The organism is Actinomadura physcomitrii, assembly GCF_008923205.2.
GTDB classification, from domain to species: domain Bacteria; phylum Actinomycetota; class Actinomycetes; order Streptosporangiales; family Streptosporangiaceae; genus Spirillospora; species Spirillospora physcomitrii.
Map to the genome: position 1 here is coordinate 65,395 of NZ_WBMS02000042.1, position 21,768 is coordinate 87,162.

Annotated in this window: 24 protein-coding genes; 16 read left to right on the forward strand and 8 right to left on the reverse strand. The window is 74.1% G+C overall.

Annotated features, from left to right (window positions below; all coding sequences use genetic code 11):
- Positions 1-23: 23 nt before the first annotated feature.
- Complete coding sequence (locus F8568_RS37030) at positions 24-1,316, reverse strand: HD-GYP domain-containing protein (protein WP_151598294.1); 1,293 nt, start codon at positions 1,314-1,316, stop codon at positions 24-26.
- A 265-nt stretch (positions 1,317-1,581) separates the two neighbouring features.
- On the opposite strand from F8568_RS37030, the gene F8568_RS37035 reads away from it, so the two are divergent.
- Positions 1,582-2,955 (forward strand): glycosyltransferase family 4 protein, encoded by a 1,374-nt coding sequence (locus tag F8568_RS37035; protein ID WP_328601186.1) that lies wholly within the window; start codon positions 1,582-1,584, stop codon positions 2,953-2,955.
- Here F8568_RS37035 and F8568_RS37040 read toward each other — a convergent pair.
- Entirely contained in the window at positions 2,952-3,617 is a 666-nt protein-coding gene (locus tag F8568_RS37040; protein ID WP_328601188.1) for an FAD:protein FMN transferase, read from the reverse strand. The two genes, F8568_RS37035 and F8568_RS37040, sit on opposite strands and share 4 nt — an antisense overlap.
- On the opposite strand from F8568_RS37040, the gene F8568_RS50770 reads away from it, so the two are divergent.
- Entirely contained in the window at positions 3,583-3,669 is an 87-nt protein-coding gene (locus F8568_RS50770; protein ID WP_328601189.1) for a hypothetical protein, read from the forward strand. The genes F8568_RS37040 and F8568_RS50770 overlap by 35 nt on opposite strands.
- Here F8568_RS50770 and F8568_RS37045 read toward each other — a convergent pair whose 3' ends face one another.
- Positions 3,670-5,097 carry an LCP family protein gene (locus F8568_RS37045; protein WP_151598311.1) on the reverse strand — a complete coding sequence of 476 codons (1,428 nt, stop codon included), beginning with the start codon at positions 5,095-5,097 and terminating at the stop codon, positions 3,670-3,672.
- Positions 5,098-5,278: 181 nt separating this feature from the next.
- A complete protein-coding gene (locus tag F8568_RS37050; RefSeq protein ID WP_160573899.1) occupies positions 5,279-5,896 on the reverse strand; it encodes a response regulator transcription factor in 618 nt (205 codons plus the stop codon).
- A gap of 292 nt (positions 5,897-6,188) precedes the next feature.
- Here F8568_RS37050 and F8568_RS37055 point away from each other — a divergent pair, with 292 nt between their 5' ends.
- Positions 6,189-6,962 carry an AfsR/SARP family transcriptional regulator gene (locus F8568_RS37055; RefSeq protein WP_151598297.1) on the forward strand — a complete coding sequence of 258 codons (774 nt, stop codon included), beginning with the start codon at positions 6,189-6,191 and terminating at the stop codon, positions 6,960-6,962.
- A gap of 4 nt (positions 6,963-6,966) precedes the next feature.
- Here F8568_RS37055 and F8568_RS37060 read toward each other — a convergent pair whose 3' ends face one another.
- A complete protein-coding gene (locus tag F8568_RS37060; protein ID WP_151598298.1) occupies positions 6,967-7,965 on the reverse strand; it encodes an LLM class flavin-dependent oxidoreductase in 999 nt (332 codons plus the stop codon).
- Between the two features lie 203 nt (positions 7,966-8,168).
- On the opposite strand from F8568_RS37060, the gene F8568_RS37065 reads away from it, so the two are divergent.
- The 11 genes from F8568_RS37065 to F8568_RS37115 all read left to right on the forward strand — a co-directional run bounded on the left by F8568_RS37065 (position 8,169) and on the right by F8568_RS37115 (position 17,696).
- Complete coding sequence (locus F8568_RS37065) at positions 8,169-8,294, forward strand: lasso RiPP family leader peptide-containing protein (RefSeq protein WP_151598299.1); 126 nt, start codon at positions 8,169-8,171, stop codon at positions 8,292-8,294.
- Between the two features lie 86 nt (positions 8,295-8,380).
- A complete protein-coding gene (locus tag F8568_RS37070; protein WP_151598300.1) occupies positions 8,381-10,183 on the forward strand; it encodes an asparagine synthase-related protein in 1,803 nt (600 codons plus the stop codon).
- Positions 10,184-10,197: 14 nt separating this feature from the next.
- Positions 10,198-10,467, forward strand: a complete 270-nt coding sequence (locus F8568_RS37075; RefSeq protein WP_151598301.1) for a lasso peptide biosynthesis PqqD family chaperone — start codon at positions 10,198-10,200, stop codon at positions 10,465-10,467.
- A gap of 2 nt (positions 10,468-10,469) precedes the next feature.
- Positions 10,470-10,898: a lasso peptide biosynthesis B2 protein gene (locus tag F8568_RS37080; RefSeq protein ID WP_151598312.1), complete on the forward strand. Its 429-nt coding sequence runs from the start codon at positions 10,470-10,472 to the stop codon at positions 10,896-10,898.
- Positions 10,895-11,446 (forward strand): MauE/DoxX family redox-associated membrane protein, encoded by a 552-nt coding sequence (locus F8568_RS37085; RefSeq protein ID WP_151598302.1) that lies wholly within the window; start codon positions 10,895-10,897, stop codon positions 11,444-11,446. The genes F8568_RS37080 and F8568_RS37085 overlap by 4 nt, the downstream gene beginning before the upstream one ends.
- Entirely contained in the window at positions 11,443-12,423 is a 981-nt protein-coding gene (locus F8568_RS37090; protein ID WP_151598303.1) for an ATP-binding cassette domain-containing protein, read from the forward strand. The genes F8568_RS37085 and F8568_RS37090 overlap by 4 nt, the downstream gene beginning before the upstream one ends.
- Positions 12,420-13,247 (forward strand): ABC transporter permease, encoded by an 828-nt coding sequence (locus F8568_RS37095; protein WP_151596789.1) that lies wholly within the window; start codon positions 12,420-12,422, stop codon positions 13,245-13,247. Before F8568_RS37090 ends, F8568_RS37095 begins: the two co-directional genes overlap by 4 nt.
- 84 nt (positions 13,248-13,331) lie before the next feature.
- Positions 13,332-14,537 carry an AI-2E family transporter gene (locus F8568_RS37100; protein WP_151596788.1) on the forward strand — a complete coding sequence of 402 codons (1,206 nt, stop codon included), beginning with the start codon at positions 13,332-13,334 and terminating at the stop codon, positions 14,535-14,537.
- 56 nt (positions 14,538-14,593) lie between these two features.
- Positions 14,594-15,004: a VOC family protein gene (locus tag F8568_RS37105; RefSeq protein ID WP_236009260.1), complete on the forward strand. Its 411-nt coding sequence runs from the start codon at positions 14,594-14,596 to the stop codon at positions 15,002-15,004.
- A gap of 71 nt (positions 15,005-15,075) precedes the next feature.
- Positions 15,076-17,226, forward strand: a complete 2,151-nt coding sequence (locus F8568_RS37110) for an acyl-CoA dehydrogenase (protein WP_151596786.1) — start codon at positions 15,076-15,078, stop codon at positions 17,224-17,226.
- Positions 17,227-17,306: 80 nt separating this feature from the next.
- Positions 17,307-17,696 (forward strand): Rossmann-fold NAD(P)-binding domain-containing protein, encoded by a 390-nt coding sequence (locus tag F8568_RS37115; protein ID WP_160573792.1) that lies wholly within the window; start codon positions 17,307-17,309, stop codon positions 17,694-17,696.
- A gap of 102 nt (positions 17,697-17,798) precedes the next feature.
- Here F8568_RS37115 and F8568_RS37120 read toward each other — a convergent pair whose 3' ends face one another.
- Together F8568_RS37120 and F8568_RS37125 are read right to left on the reverse strand one after the other, a co-directional pair.
- Positions 17,799-19,394 (reverse strand): CehA/McbA family metallohydrolase, encoded by a 1,596-nt coding sequence (locus F8568_RS37120; RefSeq protein WP_160573791.1) that lies wholly within the window; start codon positions 19,392-19,394, stop codon positions 17,799-17,801.
- A gap of 112 nt (positions 19,395-19,506) precedes the next feature.
- Positions 19,507-19,899: an ATP-binding protein gene (locus F8568_RS37125; protein WP_151596783.1), complete on the reverse strand. Its 393-nt coding sequence runs from the start codon at positions 19,897-19,899 to the stop codon at positions 19,507-19,509.
- Between the two features lie 142 nt (positions 19,900-20,041).
- Between F8568_RS37125 and F8568_RS37130 the strand changes: the two genes are divergently transcribed.
- Both F8568_RS37130 and F8568_RS37135 read left to right on the forward strand, forming a co-directional pair.
- The gene (locus F8568_RS37130; protein WP_268896401.1) at positions 20,042-20,839 is read left to right on the forward strand and encodes a helix-turn-helix domain-containing protein; all 798 of its coding nucleotides are present in this window, start codon (positions 20,042-20,044) and stop codon (positions 20,837-20,839) included.
- Positions 20,830-21,093, forward strand: a complete 264-nt coding sequence (locus F8568_RS37135; RefSeq protein ID WP_151596781.1) for a DUF397 domain-containing protein — start codon at positions 20,830-20,832, stop codon at positions 21,091-21,093. Before F8568_RS37130 ends, F8568_RS37135 begins: the two co-directional genes overlap by 10 nt.
- 452 nt (positions 21,094-21,545) lie before the next feature.
- On the opposite strand, the gene F8568_RS47520 is transcribed toward F8568_RS37135, so the two are convergent.
- A partial coding sequence (locus F8568_RS47520) for an HNH endonuclease (protein WP_207750434.1) occupies positions 21,546-21,768 on the reverse strand: 223 nt, incomplete at its 5' end.

Here is a 21,768-nt window from a genome sequence, read left to right on the forward strand (position 1 = left end):
CCGGGACGTCGCACCGCGGGAGGTCAGCGGCCGGCGCGTTCCTCGTGGGCGGTGCCGACGCCACCGCCGCGCTGCGCCTCCCAGCCGTGCGCCTCCAGGGCGCTCAGGAACGCCTCCACCACCACCGGGTCGAACTGCGTGCCCGCGCAGCGCCGCAGCTCCCGCTTGGCGTCGCCGACCGGCATCGGCTGCTTGTAGGGCCGCGCGGACGTCATCACGTCGAAGGCGTCCGCCACCCCGATCACCCGGGCGAACTCGGGGATCTCGTCGCCGGCCAGGCCCATCGGGTAGCCGCGGCCGTCCACCTTCTCGTGGTGGTGCATGATCCCGGCGAGCGCCTCGTCCAGGAACCCGATCTCCCGGACGATCTCCAGCCCGTGCATCGGGTGCAGCCGGATCGCGGCGTGCTCCTCGTCGGTGAGGCCGCCGCCCTTGCGCAGGATCTTCGTCGGCACGCCGATCTTCCCGATGTCGTGCAGCATGCCCGCGTACCGGATGGCCTCGACCCGCTCCGGGCGCATCCCGATCTGCCGCGCGATCATCACCGCGCCGCGCGACACCCGCTCGGAGTGCCCGCGGGTCGCCGGGTCCTTGGTCTCGACGGCCTGGCAGAGCGCGGCGAGCGTCGCGTCGTAGGCGCGGCGCTGCCCGAACGTCTGCTCCAGCGCCCACCGCGCGACGAACAGCGGCAGCAGCACCAGCACCGCGACCAGCGGCCCGAGGGCCGGCCACAGGCCCGCGATCAGCAGCCCGTACATCCCGTACCCGACGCACACCCCCGCGAGCTGCCCGCTGTCGCGCACCAGCTCGCCGGCCTCGGACTCGCCGCTGAGCAGCAGCGCGCCCGACGTCAGGACGAGGTTGACCAGCACGAACGTCAGCAGCGCGCCGACGAACGGGCCGAGCGCGTCCCACACCCAGCCGGCAGCCCGTCCCGGCTCGAACCGGGCGCCGCCGAGCGCGCCGAACACGACCCCGGCCGCGTAGCCGCCGACGGCGAACTGCGCGCCGTTGAACAGCCGCTTGACGAGCGCGACCTTGCGCTGCCCGGTCGCGACCGCGCTGAGCCCGACGAGCGCGGCGCCGGCCGGGCCGAGGAGCACCACCGACGCCAGGCTCACCGCGAAGCCGAGCGACATCCGGGCCCGCTCGACGTTCAGCCGGGCCGGCAGCGAGTCGCACAGGACGAACAGCGCGACCAGCGCCACCAGCACGTGCGGGTCGACCTCCCCGGGGGACGACGCGCCGATCAGGACCGCCGCCAGGGCGATGACGGCGCAGACGTAGAGCCAGGCGGCGCGGGGCAGTCCAGGCATGCCGTCTCCCGGGGAGTCGACTTGCGATCACCCAGGGTGTTCGAGCGATCACGAAAAGCATACGCCACCTTGGGTGTGCCATGGGCCATCGCGTGGAACAGGGGGCCGGTCGGGGTTCCGGTCTGAACCTTTGCGGCACGTTCGGGGCCGATCGGGGTAATGCCTGGATGTGGCCCCGGCGGGCCGGGCATGTAGTACTACGCAGTCGGTAGTAGGTCGATCGGGGCGAAGCCCGGGCGCTTCGCTCCGCAGGGGGGCGGATGTCGTGAGCGGGGCGGAAGGCCGCGAGCGCGCGAGGGTCCTGCGGCGCGCGGTGCGATGGAGCGGCCGGACGGCGGTGCGGGCGCTTGCGGCGCTGCTGGAGCCGCTCGCGCTGCTGGTGATGCGGCCGGCGAACCGGCGGCGGGCGCGCGGCGCGCCCGCCGCGACGGCGCGCAAGGTGGTCTTCCTGGTCCAGCACGCCTACGGCGCGGGCGGCACCGTCCGGAGCGTGCTGAGCACCGCCGGGCACCTCGCACGGCAGCGCGAGGTCGAGGTCGTCGGGCTGATCCGGGAGCTGCGCCTGCCGAGCTTCCCGATCCCCGACGGCGTCCGGGTGCGCAGCCTGGACGACCGGGTCGAACCGCCCGGCGGGGCGCGCGGCCTCGCCCGCCGGGTGCTGTCGCGGCTGCCGAGCCTGCTCGTCCCGGTCGGCGAACCGTCCTACCGGCGCTGCTCGCTCTGGACGGACCTGCTGCTCATCCGCTTCCTGCGGTCGCTGCGCACCGGCCTGCTGATCACCACCCGGCCGAGCCTCACCCTCGCGGCGGCGGTGTTCGCGCCGCCGGAGGTGCGCACCGTCGGCCAGGAGCACATGAACCTCGGCAGCCACCGGCCCGAGGTGCGCGACCGCGTCCTGCGCCGGTACGGGCGGCTCGACGCGATCGTCACGCTCACCGCGACCGACCTGGCCGGATACCGCCGCGAGCTGCCGGACGCGCGGCGGCTCGCGTGCATCCCGAACGCGCTGCCCGAGCTGACCGGCGGGCCCGCCGACCCCGCCGCGCGGACCGTGCTCGCCGCCGGGCGGCTCGTCCGGCAGAAGGGCTTCGACCTGCTGCTGGACGCCTGGGAGCGGGTCGCGGCGGAGCATCCCGGCTGGACGCTGCGGATCTACGGCGGCGGGCCGTGGCGGCAGCGGCTGCAGCGCCGCATCGACCGCCGGGGCCTCGCGTCCAGCGCGTTCCTTATGGGCCGGACGGGCGACATGGGCACGGCGATGTCCAAGGCGTCGATCTTCGTGCTCAGCTCCCGGTACGAGGGGATGCCGCTGGTGCTGATGGAGGCGATGAGCAAGGGCCTCGGCGTCGTGTCGTTCGACTGCCCGACCGGCCCGCGCGAGCTGCTCACCGACGGCGTCGACGGGCTGCTCGTCAAGGGCGGGGACGTGGCGGCGCTCGCGGCGGCGATCGGCCGGCTGATCGGCGACCGGCGGCTGCGCGGCCGGCTCGGGGAGCGGGCCGCCGGGGCGATGACGCGCTACACGCCGGAGGCGGTCGGCGCCGAGTGGGACGCGCTGCTCGACGACCTGGTCAGGCCTGCCCCGGCGCGGGGGCCCGCGCGGCGCCGCGTCCCGGAGAAGCAGGCCGGCCTGCTCTAGGCCGGGCTGCTCTCGAACGGCCCGCTTCGCGACGTCCCCGGCCCGGTGGGCAGCAGTGCGAGGCGCTCGAAGCCGGGCGTCCACCAGCGGGTCCGGTCGGGCGCGACCGCGAACGCCTCGACGCCGGGACGCGCGGCCGCCCACTCGCGCGCCGCGCCGCCCATCACGAACGCGGCGGTGGCGAGCGCGTCGACCTCGGTGAGGTGCTGTCCGACGAGGGTGAGGGAGGCGAGCGCGGTCGCGGGCCGCCCGGTGCGCGGGTCGACGATGTGGTGGCCGCGTTCGGCGGCGCCGGACGTCGCGACGGCGAGGTCGGTGCCGGACACCACGGCGGCGAGCGCGGCGGGTTCGGCGAGGCCGATCCGCCAGGGCTCGCCGGGGGCGGCCTCGCCGCGCAGCTGGATGTCGCCGCCGCCGTTCACGCAGTGGTCGCGGGCCCCGGCGTCGTACAGGATCGCGGACGCCCGCTCGATCGCCCAGCCCTTGACCAGGCCGCTCGGGTCGAGGCGGCCGGACGCCGTCGCGCTGAACGCCCCGCCGGTCTCGCGCTCCAGCTCGTCGTAGCGCCGCAGCACCTCGGCTACGTCGGGGTCGCAGCCGGCCGGGGGCACCGGCCTCGGCCTCGCCATCGTCCAGGCGGTCGCCGCCGCGCACGGCGGCACGGCGGAGCTGGCGGGGCGGTCGACGTTCCGCATCACCCTGCCGGGCGGCTGATCAGGTACCTGTCGTGTTGGTCGCGCAGATGTCGCCGTCGGCGTGGATCTCGCCCTCCAGCGTCGGGATCCCGGCCTTCTTCTTCGCCTTCACCGCGGTGAACGAGGTGCCGAGGACCAGGTTCACGACCCCGGGGCCGGCCTTCGGGTACAGCGCCTTCTTCGCGCCAGGGATCACCGCGGCGAGCGCGGCGGCCTGCGCCTGCGACCCCTGCGCGTAGTAGACGCCGGTCGTCCGCCGGGTCTTCATGGTGGCCGTCCCGAGGACCACGAAGCCCTGCGCCTTGAGCTGCCCGGCGACCTTGGCCGCCGTGCTCGCCCGCCCCGTGGCGTTGTAGAGCCGCACCTGCACCGGCCCGGCCGTCTTCTCCGCCGCGGCCTCGACGGACTGGTCCTGGCGGATCGCGGTGAAGAACTGCCCGGCGGCAGGCTGGCTGAGCGCCACCCGGTTCGGGTCGGGCGCGTACGCGGTGACGGGCACGGTGACGAAGTCGAGCTTGCCGGCCGTCAGCCCGTGCATGCTCCGCGCGATCTTCACCATCGTGCCGAGGTCCAGGCCCTTGTCGGTGGTCAGCGACTTCGTGCCGGCCTCGGCCAGGTCGTACACCTTCTTCGGGTCGGTCAGCGTCCCGGCGCTCAGCACCTTGTTCGCCAGCGAGCCCATGAACTGCTGCTGCCGCTTGATCCGCTGCAGGTCGGACTCGTCGCCGAGGCCGTGCCGGTCGCGGACGTAGGCCAGCGCCGTCTCGCCCTTGATGGTGTGCCTGCCCTTGGTGAGGTGGAGCTTGGAGTCCTTGTCGTCGACGTCCTGCGGGAGGCAGACCTCCACGCCGCCGACCGCCTCGGTGACGCTCTTGAAGCTGGTGAAGTCGACCTGCATGAAGTGGTCGATCTTGATGTGGGTGAGGTTCTCGATCGTCTTGACCGTGCAGGACGCACCGCCGTTGGTGAACGAGCTGTTGATCATCCCGATGGTCGCGGCGGGCGAGGTGGTGCCGTCCGTCCGCCGGCACGCCGGGATCGGCACCATCAGGTCGCGCGGGAAGCTGATGCCCGTCGCCTGCTTCCCGCCCGGCGACAGGTGCAGCAGGATCATCGTGTCCGAGCGGGGCGGGTCGTTCTTCATGCCGCGCCCGTACTTGGCGTTGGCGCCCGCGCGGCTGTCGGTGCCGAGCATCAGGATGTTCAGCGCGCTGTTCAGCTTCGGCGGGCGGCCCCCGCCGATCAGCTCGTCGGTGTCCTCGTGGTCGATGTTGTGCTGGAGCTGCCAGTAGAACCCGTAGCCGGTGGCGCCGGCCGCGACGACCAGCACGGCGGTGACGATCGCGACCCACTTCAGCACCCGCCGCCCGCGCCGCCGCGGCGGCGCGGGCTCGGGGTCGGGGTCCACCCCGTCCGCGTAGTCGATGTAGGTGGGGTTGCTGCTCATCGGCTCCAGCGACTCCGTCTGAATCGTGAGCACCGGTCAGCGGCCACCGCGCTCAGTCGAACCTTGGTCAAACACGTGACTCAGACGACAGTATCCACTAGCCTGCCACCTTCAGTACCGGTGGTCACCGGGTCGGCTGGAACGACTCCACCGCGTGACCGGACGGACCGCGCCGGCCGCGCTAGTCGTCCAGGAGGCCGTCGCGGCGGGCCTCGCGGTACATGGCGATCCGGTCGGAGGCGTCGCGACCCGCCCTGGCGTACTTCTCCCGGGCCCGTGCGAGGTACTGCTTGACCGTGTGCTCGCTGATCCCCATCTGCCGGGCGACGGCGGCGCGGGTGAGGCCGCCGAGCCACAGCCGCACCGTCCGCAGCTCCTGCTCGGAGAGCCGCGGACGGCAGGGGCTCGCCTCGGCGGGCGCGGGCGCGTCGCCCGCGACCGCGAGGATCGCCTCGACCAGCCGGCGCTGCCCCTCGGCGGCCTCCTTGCGGACGAACGCGCGGGCGCCCGCCAGCTCGGCGCGGCGGGCGAGGTCGGCCTCGGCGCGCTCGGAGAACACGACGATGCGGTGCCCGGCCGCGGCGAGCTCGGCGATCCGCTCCAGCGCCGGCTCGCCGCCCATCCGCGGGTCGATGACCAGCACGTCGGCGGCGAGGCGCGGGTCCAGCCCGTCGATGCTGGCGGCGGTGTCGACGATCTCGATCGGGCGCGGGTCGCCGTCGATCCAGGCGCGGACGCCGGACAGCACCACATCGTGGTCGTCGACGACGGCTACGGTGACGCGGCGGGTGGGAGCCATCGGGGAGCGTGTTCGACCTTTGTTCAGGCGGGGTGCGTGGGGGTGGGCAGGGGGTGCGGGGCGGGTCAGGGCGCACGCCGGTGTGCGAGACGGTGCGGGGAGCGGTGTCTCCTTGATCTTACTGAGCGGAGCCGTCCCGTCATAGAGAGTTCTGATTGGCTCGCCGGTGACGCCGGACGCGCCCGGCGGCGCGGGGGCCATGACCCCCGAACGGCCGTCATGACAGACGCCCCGACGCTGCGCAAACTGAGCCGTACTGCCGAAGCAGCCGTACGACGCAGGGGGGAACCGCATGAACGGGGTCTGTCTCAAGGTGCTCGGGCCGCTGGAGGCGGCCGTGGACGGCCGGCGGGCGGAGCTGCCGAAGGGCGGGCAGCGGGTGCTGCTCGCGGCGCTGGCGCTGAACGCGGGGCAGGTCGTCCCGCTCGAGCAGCTGCTGGACCATCTGTGGGGCGACCGGCTGCCCGACCGGCCGCGCGGCGCGCTGTACTCGTGCGTGTCCCGGCTCCGGCAGTGGCTCGACCGGCACTCGCCCGGCTCGGCGGAGCTGCTCACCACCTCCTCCGGCGGGTACGTCCTGGAGCTCGGGCCCGGCGAGCTGGACCTGCTGCGCTTCCGCGGGCTGACGCGCGAGGCCGCGGCGGCGGGGGAGCGCCGCGACCTCGCCGCGCAGTCGGCGCGGCTGCGGGAGGCGCTGGCGCTGTGGCGCGGGCCCGTCCTGGCGAACGTCCGGTCGGACACGCTCCAGCAGACTGAGGTGCCGCGGCTGACCGAGGAGTACCTGCGGGCGGTGGAGCGGCGGTGCGAGGTGGGGTTGGAGCTCGGCGAGCACGACGGGATGGTCGGGGAGCTGCGCGCGCTGACCGACCGGTACCCGTTCCGGGAGCGGTTCTGGTGGCAGCTGATGCTGGCGCTGTCGCGGTCGGGCCGCCGCGTGGAGGCGCTCGCCGCGTACCGGAAGGTCAGCTCGCAGCTGCGCGCGGAGTTCGGCGTCGATCCCGACCTCGAACTCCGCCGCCTGCAGATGGCGATCCTGCGCGACGACCATTCGGTCCTTTCGCGGTGACCCGTCAGGGATTCCCGGCGGACATCGTCTTGGCGAGCAGTTCGTAGGAGCGCAGGCGCTCGTCGAGGTCGTGGACGAGCGTCAGCACCATGAGTTCGTCGGCCTCCGTCCGGCCGAGCAGTTCCGCCAATCGGTCCCGGACGGTCTCCGGATCGCCGACCACATGGTGCGCCGTGCGTTCCCGCAGAACCGCCTCCTCATCGGCCGTCCAATGAAGTTTCGCGGCGTCCTCGGGAGAGACGTTAGGTCCGTTCCGCACTCCCTTCAAGGACTGGGCCACGATCACTTTGGACGGCCCGGCGAGCCATTGGGCGCGCTCGGCCGAGTCGGCGACGATGACGGACGCGGCGAGCAGCGTCCGCGGCTCCGGGAACGCCGCGGACGGCCGGAAGGCGTCCCGGTAGGCCCGCAGCGCCTCCTCGGCGTTCCCCGGCCGGATGTGGTGCGCGAACGCGAACGGCAGCCCCAGTTCGGCGGCGAAGCGGCCGTTGTCGGCGCTGGAGCCGAGCAGCCACACGTCCGGCGCGCCGTCCACCGCCGGCACCGCGACGACCGGGTCGCCGGGCCGCGGCGACAGCAGCCCGACCAGCTCGCGGACCTGCTCCCGGTAGGCGTCCGAACCGGGCGGGCTGCTCACCCGGCGCAGCGCCTTCGCCGTGGTCATGTCGGTGCCGGGGGACCGGCCGACGCCGAGGTCGATGCGGCCCGGGTGCAGCGCCTCCAGCGTCCCGAACTGCTCGGCGACGACCAGCGGCGGATGGTTGGGCAGCATCACCCCGCCCGAGCCGACCCGGATCCGGGACGTGGCGGCGGCGAGCCGCGCGACCAGCACCGGCGGCGCGCAGCTCGCGATGAACGGGGCGTTGTGGTGCTCGGCGACCCAGTACCGGTGGTACCCCATCCGCTCGGCCTCCGGCGCCGTCCGCAGCGACTCGCGCAGCGCCCGCGACGGCGACGAGCCCTGCCACACGGGTGCGGTGTCGAGGATGGAGAGGATCGTCATCGCCGGCTCCTTTGATCGGTTCTGCGCACTCGCCGATATTCGCGTGCCCTGCCGATATTCGCGCCGTGAACAGGCGAGCTCAATAGCGCCGGGCTTCGCTGAAAGGCAACTGCAAGGTAAGTGAAATGGCCTTCCTTCTAACGTGGTAGCGCAACGGGGAGGCCCATCCGGGGCCGTCCCGGTTCGCAAGAAGGGTGTGTTTCATGCAGCAGAAGGTCGCGGCTTACGAGCCGCCCGCGCTGATGGAGGCCGGCGGCTTCGCCGAGCTGACCCTCGGCCGGCCGAACTGGGGATTCGAGAACGACTGGTCGTGCGTCATGCTCTGCTGACGCCTGCGCGGCCTGTCGGCTCGGAACCGAGGTGCCGGCGCCGGTTCACCCCGGCGCCGGCACGCCCCGGTGAAAAGGAAAAGGAAATGGTGGAGTTCCGCGTCCTTCCGGACACCGATGCGGCCGCCGCGCTGGCGGGCCCGGCCGTTGCGCGGTTCGAGCACGCCTCCGGCCGTCCCTGGATCGCCGGGCGCTGGGACCGGGAGAGCGTCGTGTCCGCCGCGTGCGGGCGCGACCGCGTGGTGCTGTTCGGGCCCGCCGACACGACCCCGGACGAGCTGGAGCGCGTCCTCGCCCGGGTCCGCTCCGTGCGGGACCTGGACGCGCTGTGCGGGCGGCTCGCCGGCAGCTTCCATCTCGTCGCGTCCATCGGCGGGCGCGTCCGGGTGCAGGGCAGCGTGTCGGCCGCGCGGCAGGTGTTCCACACCTCGCTCGGCGGGGTGACGGTCGCCGCGGACGCGCCGATGTCGCTGCCCGGTGACCGCCGGGCGGACGAGGCGCTGCTCGCGGCCCGGCTCGTCGCGCCGTGGCCGCCGTGGCCGATCAGCGAGACGCCGCTGTGGACGGGCGTCGAGGCGGTCCCGGCCGGCTGCTACCTGGAGATCGACGCGGACGGGCGGGGCCGCCCGGTCCGGTGGTGGACGCCGCCGGAGCCGCACCTGCCGCTGGCCGACGGGGCGCGCCGCGTCCGGCGGGCGCTGCGCGACGCGGTCGCCGTGCGCGCGCGGGACGTCAAGACGGTCAGCGCGGACCTGTCCGGCGGGATGGACTCCACCAGCCTGTGCTTCCTGGCCGCCGGCGAGGCGGACCGGCTCGTCACGACCCGCTGGGAGGCGGCCGACCGCGCCGACGAGGACCGGCACTGGGCGCGGCTCGCCGCCGCGGACCTGCCCGGCGCCGAGCACCTGGTGCTGGCCCGCGACACCGCCCCCACCTGGTTCGACGGGATCGCCGATCCCGATCCGGACCCGGACCTCGAAGGGCCGTTCGCCTGGATCAGGACCCGGGCGCGGCTCACCCACCTGGCCCGCCGCGTCGCCGCCGCCGGCTCCGCGTCCCACCTGACCGGGCACGGCGGCGACGAGCTGTTCCTCGGCAACCCGCTGAACCTGCACACGCTCGCGCGGACGCGGGGCGGCGGCGCGCTCCGGCACCTGCGCGCCTACCGGGCGATGTACCGGTGGCGGCTGCTGCCCGCGGCGCGGGCGCTGCTGAACCGCGACACGTTCGGCGGGTGGCTCGCCGCGTCCGCCGGCGCGCTCACCGACCCGGTCCGCGAGGTCGGCGGCGCGCCCGCGCTCGGCTGGGGGATCGCCTACCGGCTGCCGCCGTGGGCGACGCCCGACGCCGCCGACGCGGCGCGGACGCTGTTCCGGCGGATCGGCGCGTCCGGCGTCGAACCGCTCGCGCCGCTGCGCGGGCAGCACGCCGCGCTGCAGGACGCCCGGCTGTGCGGCGACACGATCCGCCGCGTCGACCGGCTCACCTCCCGGGAGGGGGTGGCGTGGCACGCGCCGTTCGTCGACGACCGGGTCATCGAGGCCGCGCTCGCCGTCCGCCTCCAGGACACGACGATGCCCGACCGCTACAAGCCCGCCCTGTCCGCCGCGATGGCCGGCATCGTCCCCGCCCGGGTCCTCGGGCGCGCGACGAAGTCGGAGTACAGCGCGGAGGCCTACGACAGCCTGCGCCGGCACCGCGCCGACCTGCTCGGCCTGTGCGGCGACGGGATGCGGCTCGCGCGGCTCGGGCTCGTCGACGCCGCCGCGCTGCGCGCCGTGCTGGAGGCGCCGCCGCCCTCGTCCCTGACCCTGATGCCGCTGATCAGCACGTTCGCCTGCGAGACGTGGCTGCGCGCCGTCGAGCGCGAGCGCGTCCCGAACCCATGAACCGGAGGTCCGAGATGCCCGTGACTCCCGGGGCGTCGCTGTCGCCCCACGTGACGATGACCGAGACCGAGCACGGCACGGTGCTGCTGGACGAGCGCGCCGGCCGCTACTGGGTGCTGAACGCGACCGGCACCACCGTGATCCGGCTGCTGCTGGCCGGCGGGAGCGTCGACGACGCCGTCCGCGAGCTGCGGGAACGCCACCCGGACGCGGCGGAGCGGGTCACCGCCGACGTGGCCGCGTTCGTCCGGACGCTCCGCGACGCCGAGGTGATGGCGCCGTGACGATGCCGGTCGCGCTGGAGCCGTCCGTCCCGCTGACGCGGCGGCGCCGGGCCGGGGCCCGCGCCGCGGTGGGCGCCGCCCGGCTGATCGCGGCGCTGCCGCCGCGCCGGCTGCGCCGCGTCCTCACCGTCCTGCGGCGCGGCGCGCGTCCCGCGACGGCGGAGGAGGCGCTCGCGGCGCGGCAGGCGGTGGTGACGGTGAGCGTTCAGTGTGCGGGGCAGGGCTGCCTGCAGCGGTCCCTCGCGACGGTGCTGCTGTGCCGGGCGGGCGGGACGTGGCCGGACTGGTGCACGGGCGTGCGCCTGGAGCCGTTCCGCGCGCACGCGTGGGTGGAGGCCGGCGGAGAGCCCGTCGGCGAGCGCGCCGAGGTGCTCGCGTTCGCCAGGACGATGGTCGTCGCGGCGCCCGGCGGCGGGCGGGCGGACCGGTGACGGGCCTGCTGCTGCTCGGCTGCCGGGCGCTGATCCTCACCGTGTTCGCCGCCGCGTTCGCCGGGAAGGCGCGCAGCGCGGCGCGGTTCCGCGGGTTCGCCGGGTCGATCCGGCAGCTGGCGGTCCTGCCGCAGCGGGCCGCGGCCCCGGCGGGCGCCCTCGTCGTCGCGGGCGAGGGGACGGTGGCCGTGCTGCTCGCGATGCCGTCCGGGGTCCGGGCCGGGTTCGCGCTGGCGTCCGTCCTGCTGGCCGTGTTCATCGGGATCGCGGTGCGGGCCGTCCGCGGCGGCGTCTTCGCCGAGTGCCGCTGCTTCGGCTCGAAGGGATCGGTGATGGGGCAGGCGATGATCGTCCGGAACCTGCTGCTGCTCGCCGCCGCGCTGCCGGGCGCCGCCGCGGGCGCGCCCGTCCCGGCCGGGCGGGCCGCCGCCGCGCTGGCCGCGGCCGCCGCCGGGGCGCTCGGCGCCTGGGTCTTCACCCGCTGGTACGACCGGATCGTCGCGGCGCTGATGAAGCGGCTGCTCGCGCCGGCCCGGACCGCGGGATGACCGCCGTGCCCGGCCCGGCGGAGTACGCGATCGAGGCCGCGGGCGTCAGCAAGTGGTTCGGGCCCGTCCAGGCGCTGGACGGGGTGACGGTCGCGGCGCCGCCCGGCTCGGTCCTCGGGCTGCTCGGGCACAACGGCGCCGGCAAGACCACCCTGGTCAACGTGCTCGCGGCGCTGTGCCGGCCCACCGCCGGCACCGCCCGCGTCGCCGGGTACGACGTCGTCCGGCAGTCCCGCGAGGTGCGCCGCCGGATCGCGCTGACCGGGCAGTTCGCGGCCGTCGACGAGCAGATCTCCGGGCGCGACAACCTGGTGCTGGTCGCCCGGCTGCGCGGCACGGGCCGCCGCGACGCGCTCCGCCGCGCCGCCGAGCTGCTGGAGATGTTCGACCTGACCGGCGCGGCCGACCGGCCGGTGCGCGGCTACTCCGGCGGGATGCGGCGCCGCCTGGACCTCGCGGCCAGCCTGACGGGCCGTCCCGAGGTGCTGTTCCTCGACGAGCCCACCACCGGCCTGGACCCCGCCGCCCGCCTCGCCGCCTGGACGGTCGTCGAGCGCCTCGTCCGGGACGGCACGACCGTCGTGCTCACCACCCAGTACCTCGACGAGGCGGACCGGCTCGCCGACACGATCACCGTGCTCGCCGGCGGCCGGGTCGTCGCGTCCGGCGCGCCCGCCGACCTGAAGGCCCGCGTCGGCGGGCGCACCGCCACCGCGCGGCTCGCCGGGCCGGACGCGGTGCGGGCCGCCGCCCGCGCGCTGCGCACCGAGGGACTCGGCCCCGAGTACGACCCGCGCCGCGACGTCATCGCCGTCCCGCTGACCGGCCCCCGCGACCTCGCTGTCGTCGCGCGGACGCTGGACGCCGAGGTCATGGGCGACTACGAGCTGGCGGTGACGGCGCCGACCCTCGACGACGTGTACCTGTCGCTGACCGGGCCCGCCCGCCCGGACGCGGCGGCGAGGGGCGCGTCATGACGGCCGTCGCGCCCGCGCGCTCCGCCGCCGCCTCCGCCGCGCCGCCGCAGGACGCCGGGATCTGGACGCAGCTGCGCGTCCTCACCGGCCGGTCGCTGCGGGCGCTCGTCCTCGACCCGCGGCTCGTCGTGGCGAGCATGCTCGGGCCGCTGCTGATGCTCGGCATGTTCAGCCAGCTGTTCGGCAGCGTCGCGCGGGCGCCCGGCTTCCCGTCCGGCGTCCGCTACGTCGACTTCCTCGTCCCGGCGATCATGGTGACGTCGGCGCTGCAGGCGGCGCTGAACACCGCGGTCGGGCTCACCCAGGAGATGCGCAGCGGGATCATCGCGCGGTTCCGGTCGATGCCGATCTGGCCCGGGTCGGTGCTGCTCGCCCGCAGCGCCGCCGACACCGTCCGCTGCGCGCTCCAGCAGCTGCTGCTGCTCGTCCTCGCGGCGGCGCTGCTCGGGTTCCGCCCGGCGGGCGGGCCGCTCGGTGCGCTCGGCGCCGCCGCGCTCGCGCTCGCCGTCGGCTGCTGCCTCGGCTGGATCTTCATCGCGATCGCCTGCTGGATCCGCAACGCCGAGCTGGTGCAGAGCGTCGCGGGCCTCGCGACGTTCCCGCTGGTCTTCGCCTCGAACGCGTTCGTCCCGGCGAGCGCCCTGCCCGGCTGGCTGCGCGCGGTCGCCGCCGCCAACCCCGCCACCTATGGGATCCGGGCGGCGCGCTCGGTCGCGCTCGGCGAACCGGCGCTCGCCGACGCGGTCGCCGCCCTGTCGGTCAGCGCGGCCGTCGGCGCCGCCGCGGCCGCCCTCGCGGTCAGGGGTTTCCGGCGCGGCGGCTGAGCGCGGGCGCCGCAGGTGAGGCGGCCGGGCGCATAGAGTTCAAGGAGTGGGGGAGAAGACCGGCGTCCCGGCGGAGGGACGCGGATGAACGACGATCGACACCGGCGGTCCGCGGCGTCGGCCTCGCCACCGGCGCCGCCCCTGCTCCGCGCGGCCGCGGCCTGGTCCTGGCGGCTGATCGCGATCGGCGCGGTCGGCTACGGCCTCGTGTGGATCATCGGCACGCTGAAGATCGTCTTCCTGCCGTGCGCGATCGCGCTGTTCCTGTGCGCGCTGCTGCGCCCCCTCACCGCCCGGCTCGAGCGGGCCGGGCTGCCGTCCCTCGCCGCCACCTGGATCACCATGCTGCTCGCGCTCGCGGTGCTCGGCGGGATCGGCACGTTCGTCGGGATCCAGGCGAACGAGGAGTTCCCCAAGCTCGCCGACGAGGTGCAGTCCACCGCCCGCTCCCTGCAGCACTGGCTGGAGACCGGCCCGCTGCACATCAAGCACTCGCAGATCCAGAACTCCATCGACCAGGGCATCGACTACCTGGAGAAGCGGCGCGGCAAGCTCGCCAACACCGCGGTGCAGGCGGGCGCGGTCACCGTCGAGGTGCTCGCCGCCATCGTGCTGCTGCTGTTCATCACGTTCTTCCTGCTCAAGGACGGCGCGCGGATCTGGGACTGGACGATCGGCGGGACGGGCCGCTACCGCCCCCGCATCGACCGGGCCGGCCGCGCCGCCTGGGAGACGCTGTCGCAGTACGTGCACGGCACCGTCATGGTCGCCGCGATCCACGCCGTCGTGCTGGCGGTCGTGCTGGCCGTCCTCGGCGTCCCGCTGGTCGCGCCGCTCGCCGTGGTGATCTTCCTGGGGAGCTTCATCCCGATCGTCGGGATCCTGGTCGGCGGCGCGCTCGCGGTCGCCGTCGCGTTCGCCGCCAAGGGCGGCGCCATCGCGCTGATCTTCCTCGGCGTGCTGATCGTCGAGCACCAGGCGGAGAGCCACCTGCTGCAGCCGCTGCTGGTCGGCCGGCTCGTCCGGCTGCACCCGCTCGCCATCATCCTCGCGATCAGCGTCGGCGGGATCCTCGGCGGCATCCCCGGCGCGGCCGTCGCGGTGCCGATCGCCGCGGTCGTGTACCGGGCCTGGCCCGCCCTGCGCGACCCGCCCGACGACCTGCCCCCCGACGTCGCCGCCGCCACCGACGACTCCGAAGGCGAGGGGCATGAGGAGCCCCCGGAGAACGCAGAGGACGAGCAGGACGATGACGGCAAGCCCGGCGGGAAGGCCGGCCCGGGCGATTGACCGAGTTGAAGGCGCGATGATTTCCGGCGCCGGGGCAGGTCTGTTCCGCCATGGAAATGAAGCTGGAAGTCGTGCCGGTGCCCGTCTCCGACGTGGACCGGGCCAAAGAGTTCTACGGCGAGCGGGTCGGATTCGTGGTCGACCTCGACCGGACCGTCCCGGGCGGGATGCGGATCGTCCAGCTGACCCCGCCCGGCTCGGGCTGCTCGATCCACCTGGTGACCGGGGGTTCCCCCGGCGGTCTCAGCGGTCTGACACTGGTCGTCTCCGATGTCGTCGCGGCGCACAAGGAGCTGGCCGGACGCGGCGTCCCGGTCGGCGACGTCGTCCACTTCGAGAACGGCGCGCAGGTCAAAGGTCCGGGGACGGAGCCGTGGAGCACGATGGCGTTCTTCGCCGACCCGGACGGGAACGCGTGGGTGGTCCAGGAGCGTCCGCGGGGGGCCGGTGGACAGGGCGGGGTGTAAGCGAGCAATTATTAGCTGAGCGGCACCACTCCGACATCGCGCCGCGGGCGCGGAACACCCTGGGAGGATCCATGGCGATCGCCATCAGCGAGGAGCATCGCGAGCTCGCGCGGACGGCGCGCGCGTTCCTGCGCGACCACGACGCGCGCGCCGCGAACCGGGCGCTGCTGGAGGCCGGCGAGGAGACGCTCCCGGCGTTCTGGAAGGAGTTCGCCGGCCTCGGCCTGCTCGGCCTGCACCTGCCCGAGGAGCACGGCGGCGGCGGGTACGGGCTCCCGGAGCTCGTGGTCGTCGCCGAGGAGCTGGGCCGGGCCGCCGCGCCGGGCCCGCTCGTCCCGACCATGGCGGCGTCGGCGGTGATCGCCGCGCGCGGCGGCGACGAGCTGTGCGGCCGGCTCCTGCCCGGCCTGGCGTCCGGCGAGACCCCGGCCGCGCTCGGCCTGGACGGCTCGGTCACTGTGCGGGACGGCCTGGCGTCCGGCGAGGCCGTGGTGCTCGGCGGCGGCCTCGCCGCCCTGCTGCTCCTCGTCGCGGGCGACGACGTGGCGATCGTCGCGGCGGACGCGGCGGGCGTGACCGTCGAGGTGCCGGCGAACCTCGACCCGTCCCGCCGCGCCGCCCGCGTCCGGCTGGACGGGGCGCCGGCGGAGGTCATCGCGGGCGCCGCCGCGCACGCGACCGCGATCGCCCGCACCCTCTACTCCGCCGAGGCGGTCGGCGGAGCGCTCGAATGCGTCGAGTCCGCCACCGAGTACGCGAAGGTCCGGCAGCAGTTCGGCCGCACGATCGGCACGTTCCAGGCCGTCAAGCACCACTGCGCGAACATGCTGGTGGCCGCCGAGCTCGGCACCGCCGCCGTGTGGGACGCGGCGCGCGCCGCGTCCGGGCCGTCCGACCAGTTCGAGCTGGCCGCCGCGGTCGCCGCCGCGCTCGCCGTCCCGGCGTTCCTCGACGACTCCGGGCTGAACATCCAGGTGCACGGCGGCATCGGGTTCACCTGGGAGCACGACGCGCACCTGCTGATGCGCCGCGCCGCCGCGATCGAGGCGGTCGTCGACCCGGAGGCCGCCGCCCGCGACGTCACCCGGCTGCTCGCCGCCGGCGTCGTCCGCGCCACCACCCTCGACCTGCCGCCGGAGGCGGAGGCGAGGCGCGCCGAGGTCCGCGAGCTGGCCCGCGAGATCGCCGCGCTGCCGAAGGAGGAGCAGCGCGTCCGCCTCATCGAGACCGGCTACGTCCAGCCGCACTGGCCGAAGCCGTGGGGCCTGGAGGCCCCCGCCGGGCTCCAGCTCGTCATCGAGGAGGAGTTCAAGGCCGCCGGCGTGAAGCGGCCCCAGTACGGCATCACCAGCTGGAACATCCTCACGATCATCCAGCACGGCTCCCCGGAGCAGGTCGAGCGCTGGGTGCGGCCCGCCCTGCTCGGCGAGGAGATCTGGTGCCAGCTGTTCAGCGAGCCCGAGGCGGGGTCGGACGCCGCGTCGGTGAAGACCCGCGCGGTGAAGACCGACGGCGGCTGGATCGTCAACGGCCAGAAGGTGTGGACGAGCGGCGCCCACTACTGCCGCTGGGGCTTCGCGACCGTCCGCACCGACCCGGACGCGCCCAAGCACGCCGGCGTCACCATGATGGTGATCGACATGGAGCACCCGGGCGTCGAGGTCCGCCCGCTCCGCCAGATCACCGGCGACTCGGAGTTCAACGAGGTGTTCTTCTCCGACGTCTTCGTGCCCGACTCCGACGTCGTCGGCACCCCCAACCAGGGCTGGACGGTCGCGCGCGCCACGCTCGGCAACGAGCGGGTCAGCATCGGCGGCGGGGTCGGCGGCGCCTACCCGATGCCCGACCTGGTGAAGCTGTGCACCGAGCACCCGGACCGCGTCCCGGGCGGCGCCGAGCGCGTCGGCGCCCACGAGGCCGAGGGGCAGGCGCTGCGGCTGCTGAACCTGCGCAGCGCGGAGCGCGCCGTCGCGGGCGGCGAGCCCGGCCCCGAGGGCAACATCACCAAGCTCGTCCTCGCCGAGCACGGCCACGCCGCGGCGGACCTGCTGTCCGCGTTCGCCGGTCCCGAGCTGGTGTTCTCCGAGGGACTCGGCGCGTTCGCGGGCCGCATGCGGCTCGGTTCCCGCGGCATGTCCATCGCGGGCGGGACGTCCGAGATCACCCGCAACCAGATCGCCGAGCGCATCCTCCGCCTCCCCCGCGACCCGCTCATCAAGTGACCTCGCCGGCGATCACCCGGTCGAGCCATTCGGTCAGCAGCCGCCGTTCGCCCTCGGTCAGAGCCGTCAGACCGGGGGCGATGGCGCGGAACGCGACCGCCGTCGCGGCCGGCCCGTCCGCCGTGCCGCCGGGCGCGTCGACGAGGCTGCGCAACGGCTACTACGCGCACAGCCTCGACTGGCTGCTCGGGCACTGGCGGGAGACGGGCCGCATCACCGTGCCCGCCGACGGACCGATGTCCTGGACGGCACGCGACGACGAGGCCGAGGCCGCCGCGATCATCCTCGCCGCCAACGGCGGCTACGACGGGCCGGTCACCCTGACCGCGGGCGCCGCACCGACGTTCACCGAGATCGCCGACATCGCGTCCGAGGTCACCGGACGCACGATCGCGCCGAGGTGGTCCCCGCGGACGCGCGGGTCGCCGCCCGCATCGCCGTCGGCCTGCCCGAACCCCTGGCCCGGCTGATGCTCGGCGGCTACCGGGCGGCGGCCGAAGGCTTCTTCGCCGGAGTCGACCCCCTGCTCGGCAAGCTGCTCGGGCGCGAACCGCGCACCGTCCGCGACGTCCTCAGCGAGCGCGCTTGAGGAAGATCGGATTGGTGAGCGCGGCCATCGGCCCCCACACCAGAGCCGGTCCCATCGTGTTGCCCTTGCCGGGGCTGCCGTCCGCCATCGGATGGCGGACCTCCGCCCGCACGTACGCCGCGAGCGACGTCGTCGTCCGCCAGACCACCGTGCCCTCGCCGGACGCCGGAAGCGACTCCTGGTGCATCTGGCCCTCGTCGGTGATGAACCGGACGGTGCCGTTCGGCACACCGGACACCTCCAGCCGCACGTCCACGGGGGCGTCGGCCTTCGCGGCGAGCGTGTCAGCGATCCCCGCTTTCCGTCCTCCAGCGGTCGCGGTGAACGCCAGGTTCACCGCCGACGACTCGGCGATCCAGCTCCGTCCGGCGCGGATCCCGTCCAGGACGGCGCGGGTGCTCAGCTCGTCGGCCTGCACGACGGTCTGCGGCAGCCCGATGACCTGCGGTTCGCTGTGCGCGTCGCTGTTGCCCATCGCGGGCGACCAGCCCCTGCCCGCCCGCACCGCCTCCCCGAGCCGCGCGTCCCACGTGTCGACCGCCGACTCGTCGTCATAGGTCCACGGACCGTTCCACACCTCGACCGCGTCGGCCTCGTCGTAGCCGAACTTCCACTGGCACGCGACGTACGGGCAGTACGGATGGGCGGGCACCACCGCGCCGCCGGACCGGCGCACCTGCCGCGCGAACCGGGCGAAACCGTCGTCCCGGGCACGGTAGCGCCAGTCGACCCAGTCCCCGGCGGGCAGGCCGAGCGCCAGCCAGTGCCCGTTGCGGGTCGTGACCTCCTCACCGGTGATGATGAGCAGGTCGTCCCCCGCGAACTCGCCCCAGACGCCGTGGGACGAGGAGGTGTTGTGGTCGGTGGACACCATGAAGTCGAGCCCCGCCGCCCGCGCCCCGGCCGCCACCTCGGACGGCAGCCGCCGCCCGTCGGAGTGGACGGTGTGCAGGTGCCCGTCGCCCCGGTACCAGGCCCGCCCGCGCCCCTTCGCCTTCGTGGGCGGATACCTCGGCGTGAAGGTCGCGCCGGTCGCCCCGTACGTCAGGGTGATCTTGACCTGGTAGTTCATCCCCTGCGGCGCGACCTGGTACGGGCCGAGGACGATGTTCCAGGTCCCGGCCCCGATCGGACCGGGCAGGTACCCGGGCGTGGCCTCCGCCGCGCTGATCTCGAACGAGGTCCGGAAGCCGCCGGACCAGCCCCGGAAGCCCTTCCCGCCGAGCTTGACCCCCCGCTGGTCGAACATGCCGATGTCGCAGGAGTTGCCGGGCGTGCCCGCCGGGACGGCCGGCTTGTCGTAGGAGTACTCGACCGCGATCTTCTGCACGCCCTTCGGCACCTCGACGGGCAGATACACGAAGTCGGCGGCGCCGGTCTCCAGGTGCCCGGTGACGGTGCGGCTGACCTCCCCGGGAGACGCCGCCGCAGCCCGCGCCTGCGGAAAGGAGACGGGGACCAGCGTCAGCGCCGCCCCCGCCGCGGCCGCCATCAGCAGCCGCCGCCGGTCCAGCGTGTGCGCGCCGTCATCGGCCGGAAGCGCGGCGGCGTGCCGCTCGCATCGTCCATCAAGGCACATGGGGATCCTCACCGAGAAGGGAAAAGCCCCTGCATGCTCGGCCGCCCCGCCGAAGCCCAGATGATCTTCCGCTTTCCCGCGCCCGACGGCAACGTGACGAATGCGCGGCACGTCACAGGTCAAGGACGGCGAAGACGACCTTGCCCGCACCCCCGCCGACCGGCCGCACACCCCAGCAGCGTGTGAACCGGTCGACGATGACCAGGCCCCGCCCGGCCTCGCCGACGGTGTCGGCCCGCTGGACGCACGGCAGGCCGCACGACGCGTCCTGCACCTCCATCCACAACGCACCGTCCTCGACGCGCCCGATCCGGAACGTCACATCGCCATCGGACGCCGAGGCGTACCGCAGCGCATTGGTGACCAGTTCACTGGCCACCAGGCAAGGCACGAAGTCGTCCATGCCCCACTGACCGGTGACGAGCCGCACGAACCTCCGCACCTCCGCAACGACCGCGAGGTCCTGCTTCACCACCATCTCGTTCTCCCGCCGTGCCTCGCCCATGCTCGATCTCCTCACCGTGTGTGGCTGACAACACACATTCAGTCACTTTCGGAGTTAGAGTTGGCATGCCCCTTCAAAGCGGATTGCAGCGGCAAGCACAGAGACGTGATTGCAAGTTACCGAGAGAGGTAAGTGATCATGCCTGCACGGCGTCAGCGTCCCAACGAGTCCCCCCGCGCTCGTCGCCTTCGGCCGCCAGATGCGCCGGCTACGAGAAGCCAAAGACGTCCTGCAAGAGACGATCGCCAACCTCACCAAGGTCAGCCCCGCCCAGGTCAGCCGGATCGAGAACGGGAAGAAGCGCGCCACCCGATCATTCGTGACCACGGTGGACGATTACCTGGATGCGGGCGGTTCGCTTCTCAGCCTATGGGAGGACCTGAACCGAGACGGCCACCCGGTACCGATCTGGTTCGACTGGCCGCAGACCGAGTCGGACGCCGCGGAACTCGTGACCTGGGAGCACACGATCGTCCCAGGCCTACTCCAGACACCGGCTTATGCCCGCGGCTTCCTGAAGTCCGACGAAGCCGTGGAGGCGCGCATGGCTCGGCAGGCCATCCTCACTCGTGAGGACGCACCTCCCACGGCGCTGGTCGCGCTTTTGAGCGAATACGTTCTCGACTACCTGGTGACCTCGCCTGAGGTCATGCGGGAGCAGATAGAGCATCTGATCGCCCTTAGCGAGCGTCCGAACATCACCATCCAGATCGTCCGGAACGACGGGCGTCCGGCGGGCACGGGAGGCGCTTTCGTGGTGGCTACGAAGGAGGACCGGAGTGAGGTCGCCTACATGGAGACGACGGTGCGCGGCATCACGACCGACAACCCCGCCGACCTCGCCAAACTTTCCGAATCACTCAGAGAGCTGCGTGCGAGGGCGCTCCCCGAAGACATGTCCCGGGACAGATTGAAAGAGGCGCTGGAGAAATGGACCTGACGAACCTCACCTGGCGCAAGAGCAGCTACACCGGCTCCAACGGTGGCGATTGCGTCGAGCTGGCCGGGCTCACCTGGCGTAAGGCGAGCCGCAGCGGCGAGAACGGCGGCAACTGCATCGAATTGGCGGACGCGGCCGGGGCGGTGGCGGACGCGGTGGCGGTGCGGGACAGCAAAGACCCGGAAGGGCCGGTCCTGCTGGTCACTGGCGCGGCCCTGCGCGCCGCCGTGCACGCGGCACTCACGACCCGCTGACCGTCCCGCGCTCCCCTTCTCCCGCAGACCAGCTCGCGGCGGCCCGCAGGGACATACGCCTCCCGGCTCCAGTCTGGGCCGTAGATGCTCTCCCAAGTGGAGACGGTGCTGCCATCTTTTCGGCTGTCGGTGGACGCGACGATCCTGCCCTGGTGCGCGGCGTCGGCGTGCTCCACCGGGTCACCCGAGGGTAGGCGGTCGGCTCGGACTCGGGGCCAGCGTGGCGTGCGCCCAGTCACGAGCCCCGCCGGTACCGACAGCGCGACAAGCGCGGCGAGCCGGATCCGGACGGCAAGGTGCGAGAGCAGGCGGGACCTCCGAACATGATCGCGAAGGGGCGCGCCGCCGCGACCACGCCCGGTCACCGACAAGGGCCTCCGGGCAAACCTCCTCCGGCCGCGTCCTCGCGGAAGCGGCTCGGGGTGGTGCCGGTGTGGCGTCGAATGTGATCGTTATGCGGCCGAGCCGAGGGGGCTGCCGGGTGGCCCGGCTCCGGTCGCGGGCCGGGCGCCCGCTGGTGGCAGCAGCCGGTAGACGTACCGCCCGTCCGAATCCTTGGTGATCTGAATTTGGTCGGGGCTGGCGTGCTTGAACCGGTTGTGCCATCCACAGGTCAGAGCGAGCTGATCGATATCGGTCGGGCTGCCGAGTGCCCACCCGCGAACGTGGTCGACC

Bases quoted from the DNA above. Each gene is read 5' to 3' on its own strand.
- F8568_RS37030 (WP_151598294.1), bottom strand. From the start codon at position 1,316: ATGCCTGGACTGCCCCGCGCCGCCTGGCTCTACGTCTGCGCCGTCATC.
- F8568_RS37045 (WP_151598311.1), bottom strand. From the start codon at position 5,097: ATGAGCAGCAACCCCACCTACATCGACTACGCGGACGGGGTGGACCCC.
- F8568_RS37050 (WP_160573899.1), bottom strand. From the start codon at position 5,896: ATGGCTCCCACCCGCCGCGTCACCGTAGCCGTCGTCGACGACCACGAT.
- F8568_RS37055 (WP_151598297.1), top strand. From the start codon at position 6,189: ATGAACGGGGTCTGTCTCAAGGTGCTCGGGCCGCTGGAGGCGGCCGTG.
- F8568_RS37060 (WP_151598298.1), bottom strand. From the start codon at position 7,965: ATGACGATCCTCTCCATCCTCGACACCGCACCCGTGTGGCAGGGCTCG.
- F8568_RS37065 (WP_151598299.1), top strand. From the start codon at position 8,169: ATGCAGCAGAAGGTCGCGGCTTACGAGCCGCCCGCGCTGATGGAGGCC.
- F8568_RS37070 (WP_151598300.1), top strand. From the start codon at position 8,381: ATGGTGGAGTTCCGCGTCCTTCCGGACACCGATGCGGCCGCCGCGCTG.
- F8568_RS37075 (WP_151598301.1), top strand. From the start codon at position 10,198: ATGCCCGTGACTCCCGGGGCGTCGCTGTCGCCCCACGTGACGATGACC.
- F8568_RS37080 (WP_151598312.1), top strand. From the start codon at position 10,470: ATGCCGGTCGCGCTGGAGCCGTCCGTCCCGCTGACGCGGCGGCGCCGG.
- F8568_RS37090 (WP_151598303.1), top strand. From the start codon at position 11,443: ATGACCGCCGTGCCCGGCCCGGCGGAGTACGCGATCGAGGCCGCGGGC.
- F8568_RS37095 (WP_151596789.1), top strand. From the start codon at position 12,420: ATGACGGCCGTCGCGCCCGCGCGCTCCGCCGCCGCCTCCGCCGCGCCG.
- F8568_RS37100 (WP_151596788.1), top strand. From the start codon at position 13,332: ATGAACGACGATCGACACCGGCGGTCCGCGGCGTCGGCCTCGCCACCG.
- F8568_RS37105 (WP_236009260.1), top strand. From the start codon at position 14,594: ATGAAGCTGGAAGTCGTGCCGGTGCCCGTCTCCGACGTGGACCGGGCC.
- F8568_RS37110 (WP_151596786.1), top strand. From the start codon at position 15,076: ATGGCGATCGCCATCAGCGAGGAGCATCGCGAGCTCGCGCGGACGGCG.
- F8568_RS37115 (WP_160573792.1), top strand. From the start codon at position 17,307: ATGGCGCGGAACGCGACCGCCGTCGCGGCCGGCCCGTCCGCCGTGCCG.
- F8568_RS37120 (WP_160573791.1), bottom strand. From the start codon at position 19,394: ATGTGCCTTGATGGACGATGCGAGCGGCACGCCGCCGCGCTTCCGGCC.
- F8568_RS37125 (WP_151596783.1), bottom strand. From the start codon at position 19,899: ATGGGCGAGGCACGGCGGGAGAACGAGATGGTGGTGAAGCAGGACCTC.
- F8568_RS37135 (WP_151596781.1), top strand. From the start codon at position 20,830: ATGGACCTGACGAACCTCACCTGGCGCAAGAGCAGCTACACCGGCTCC.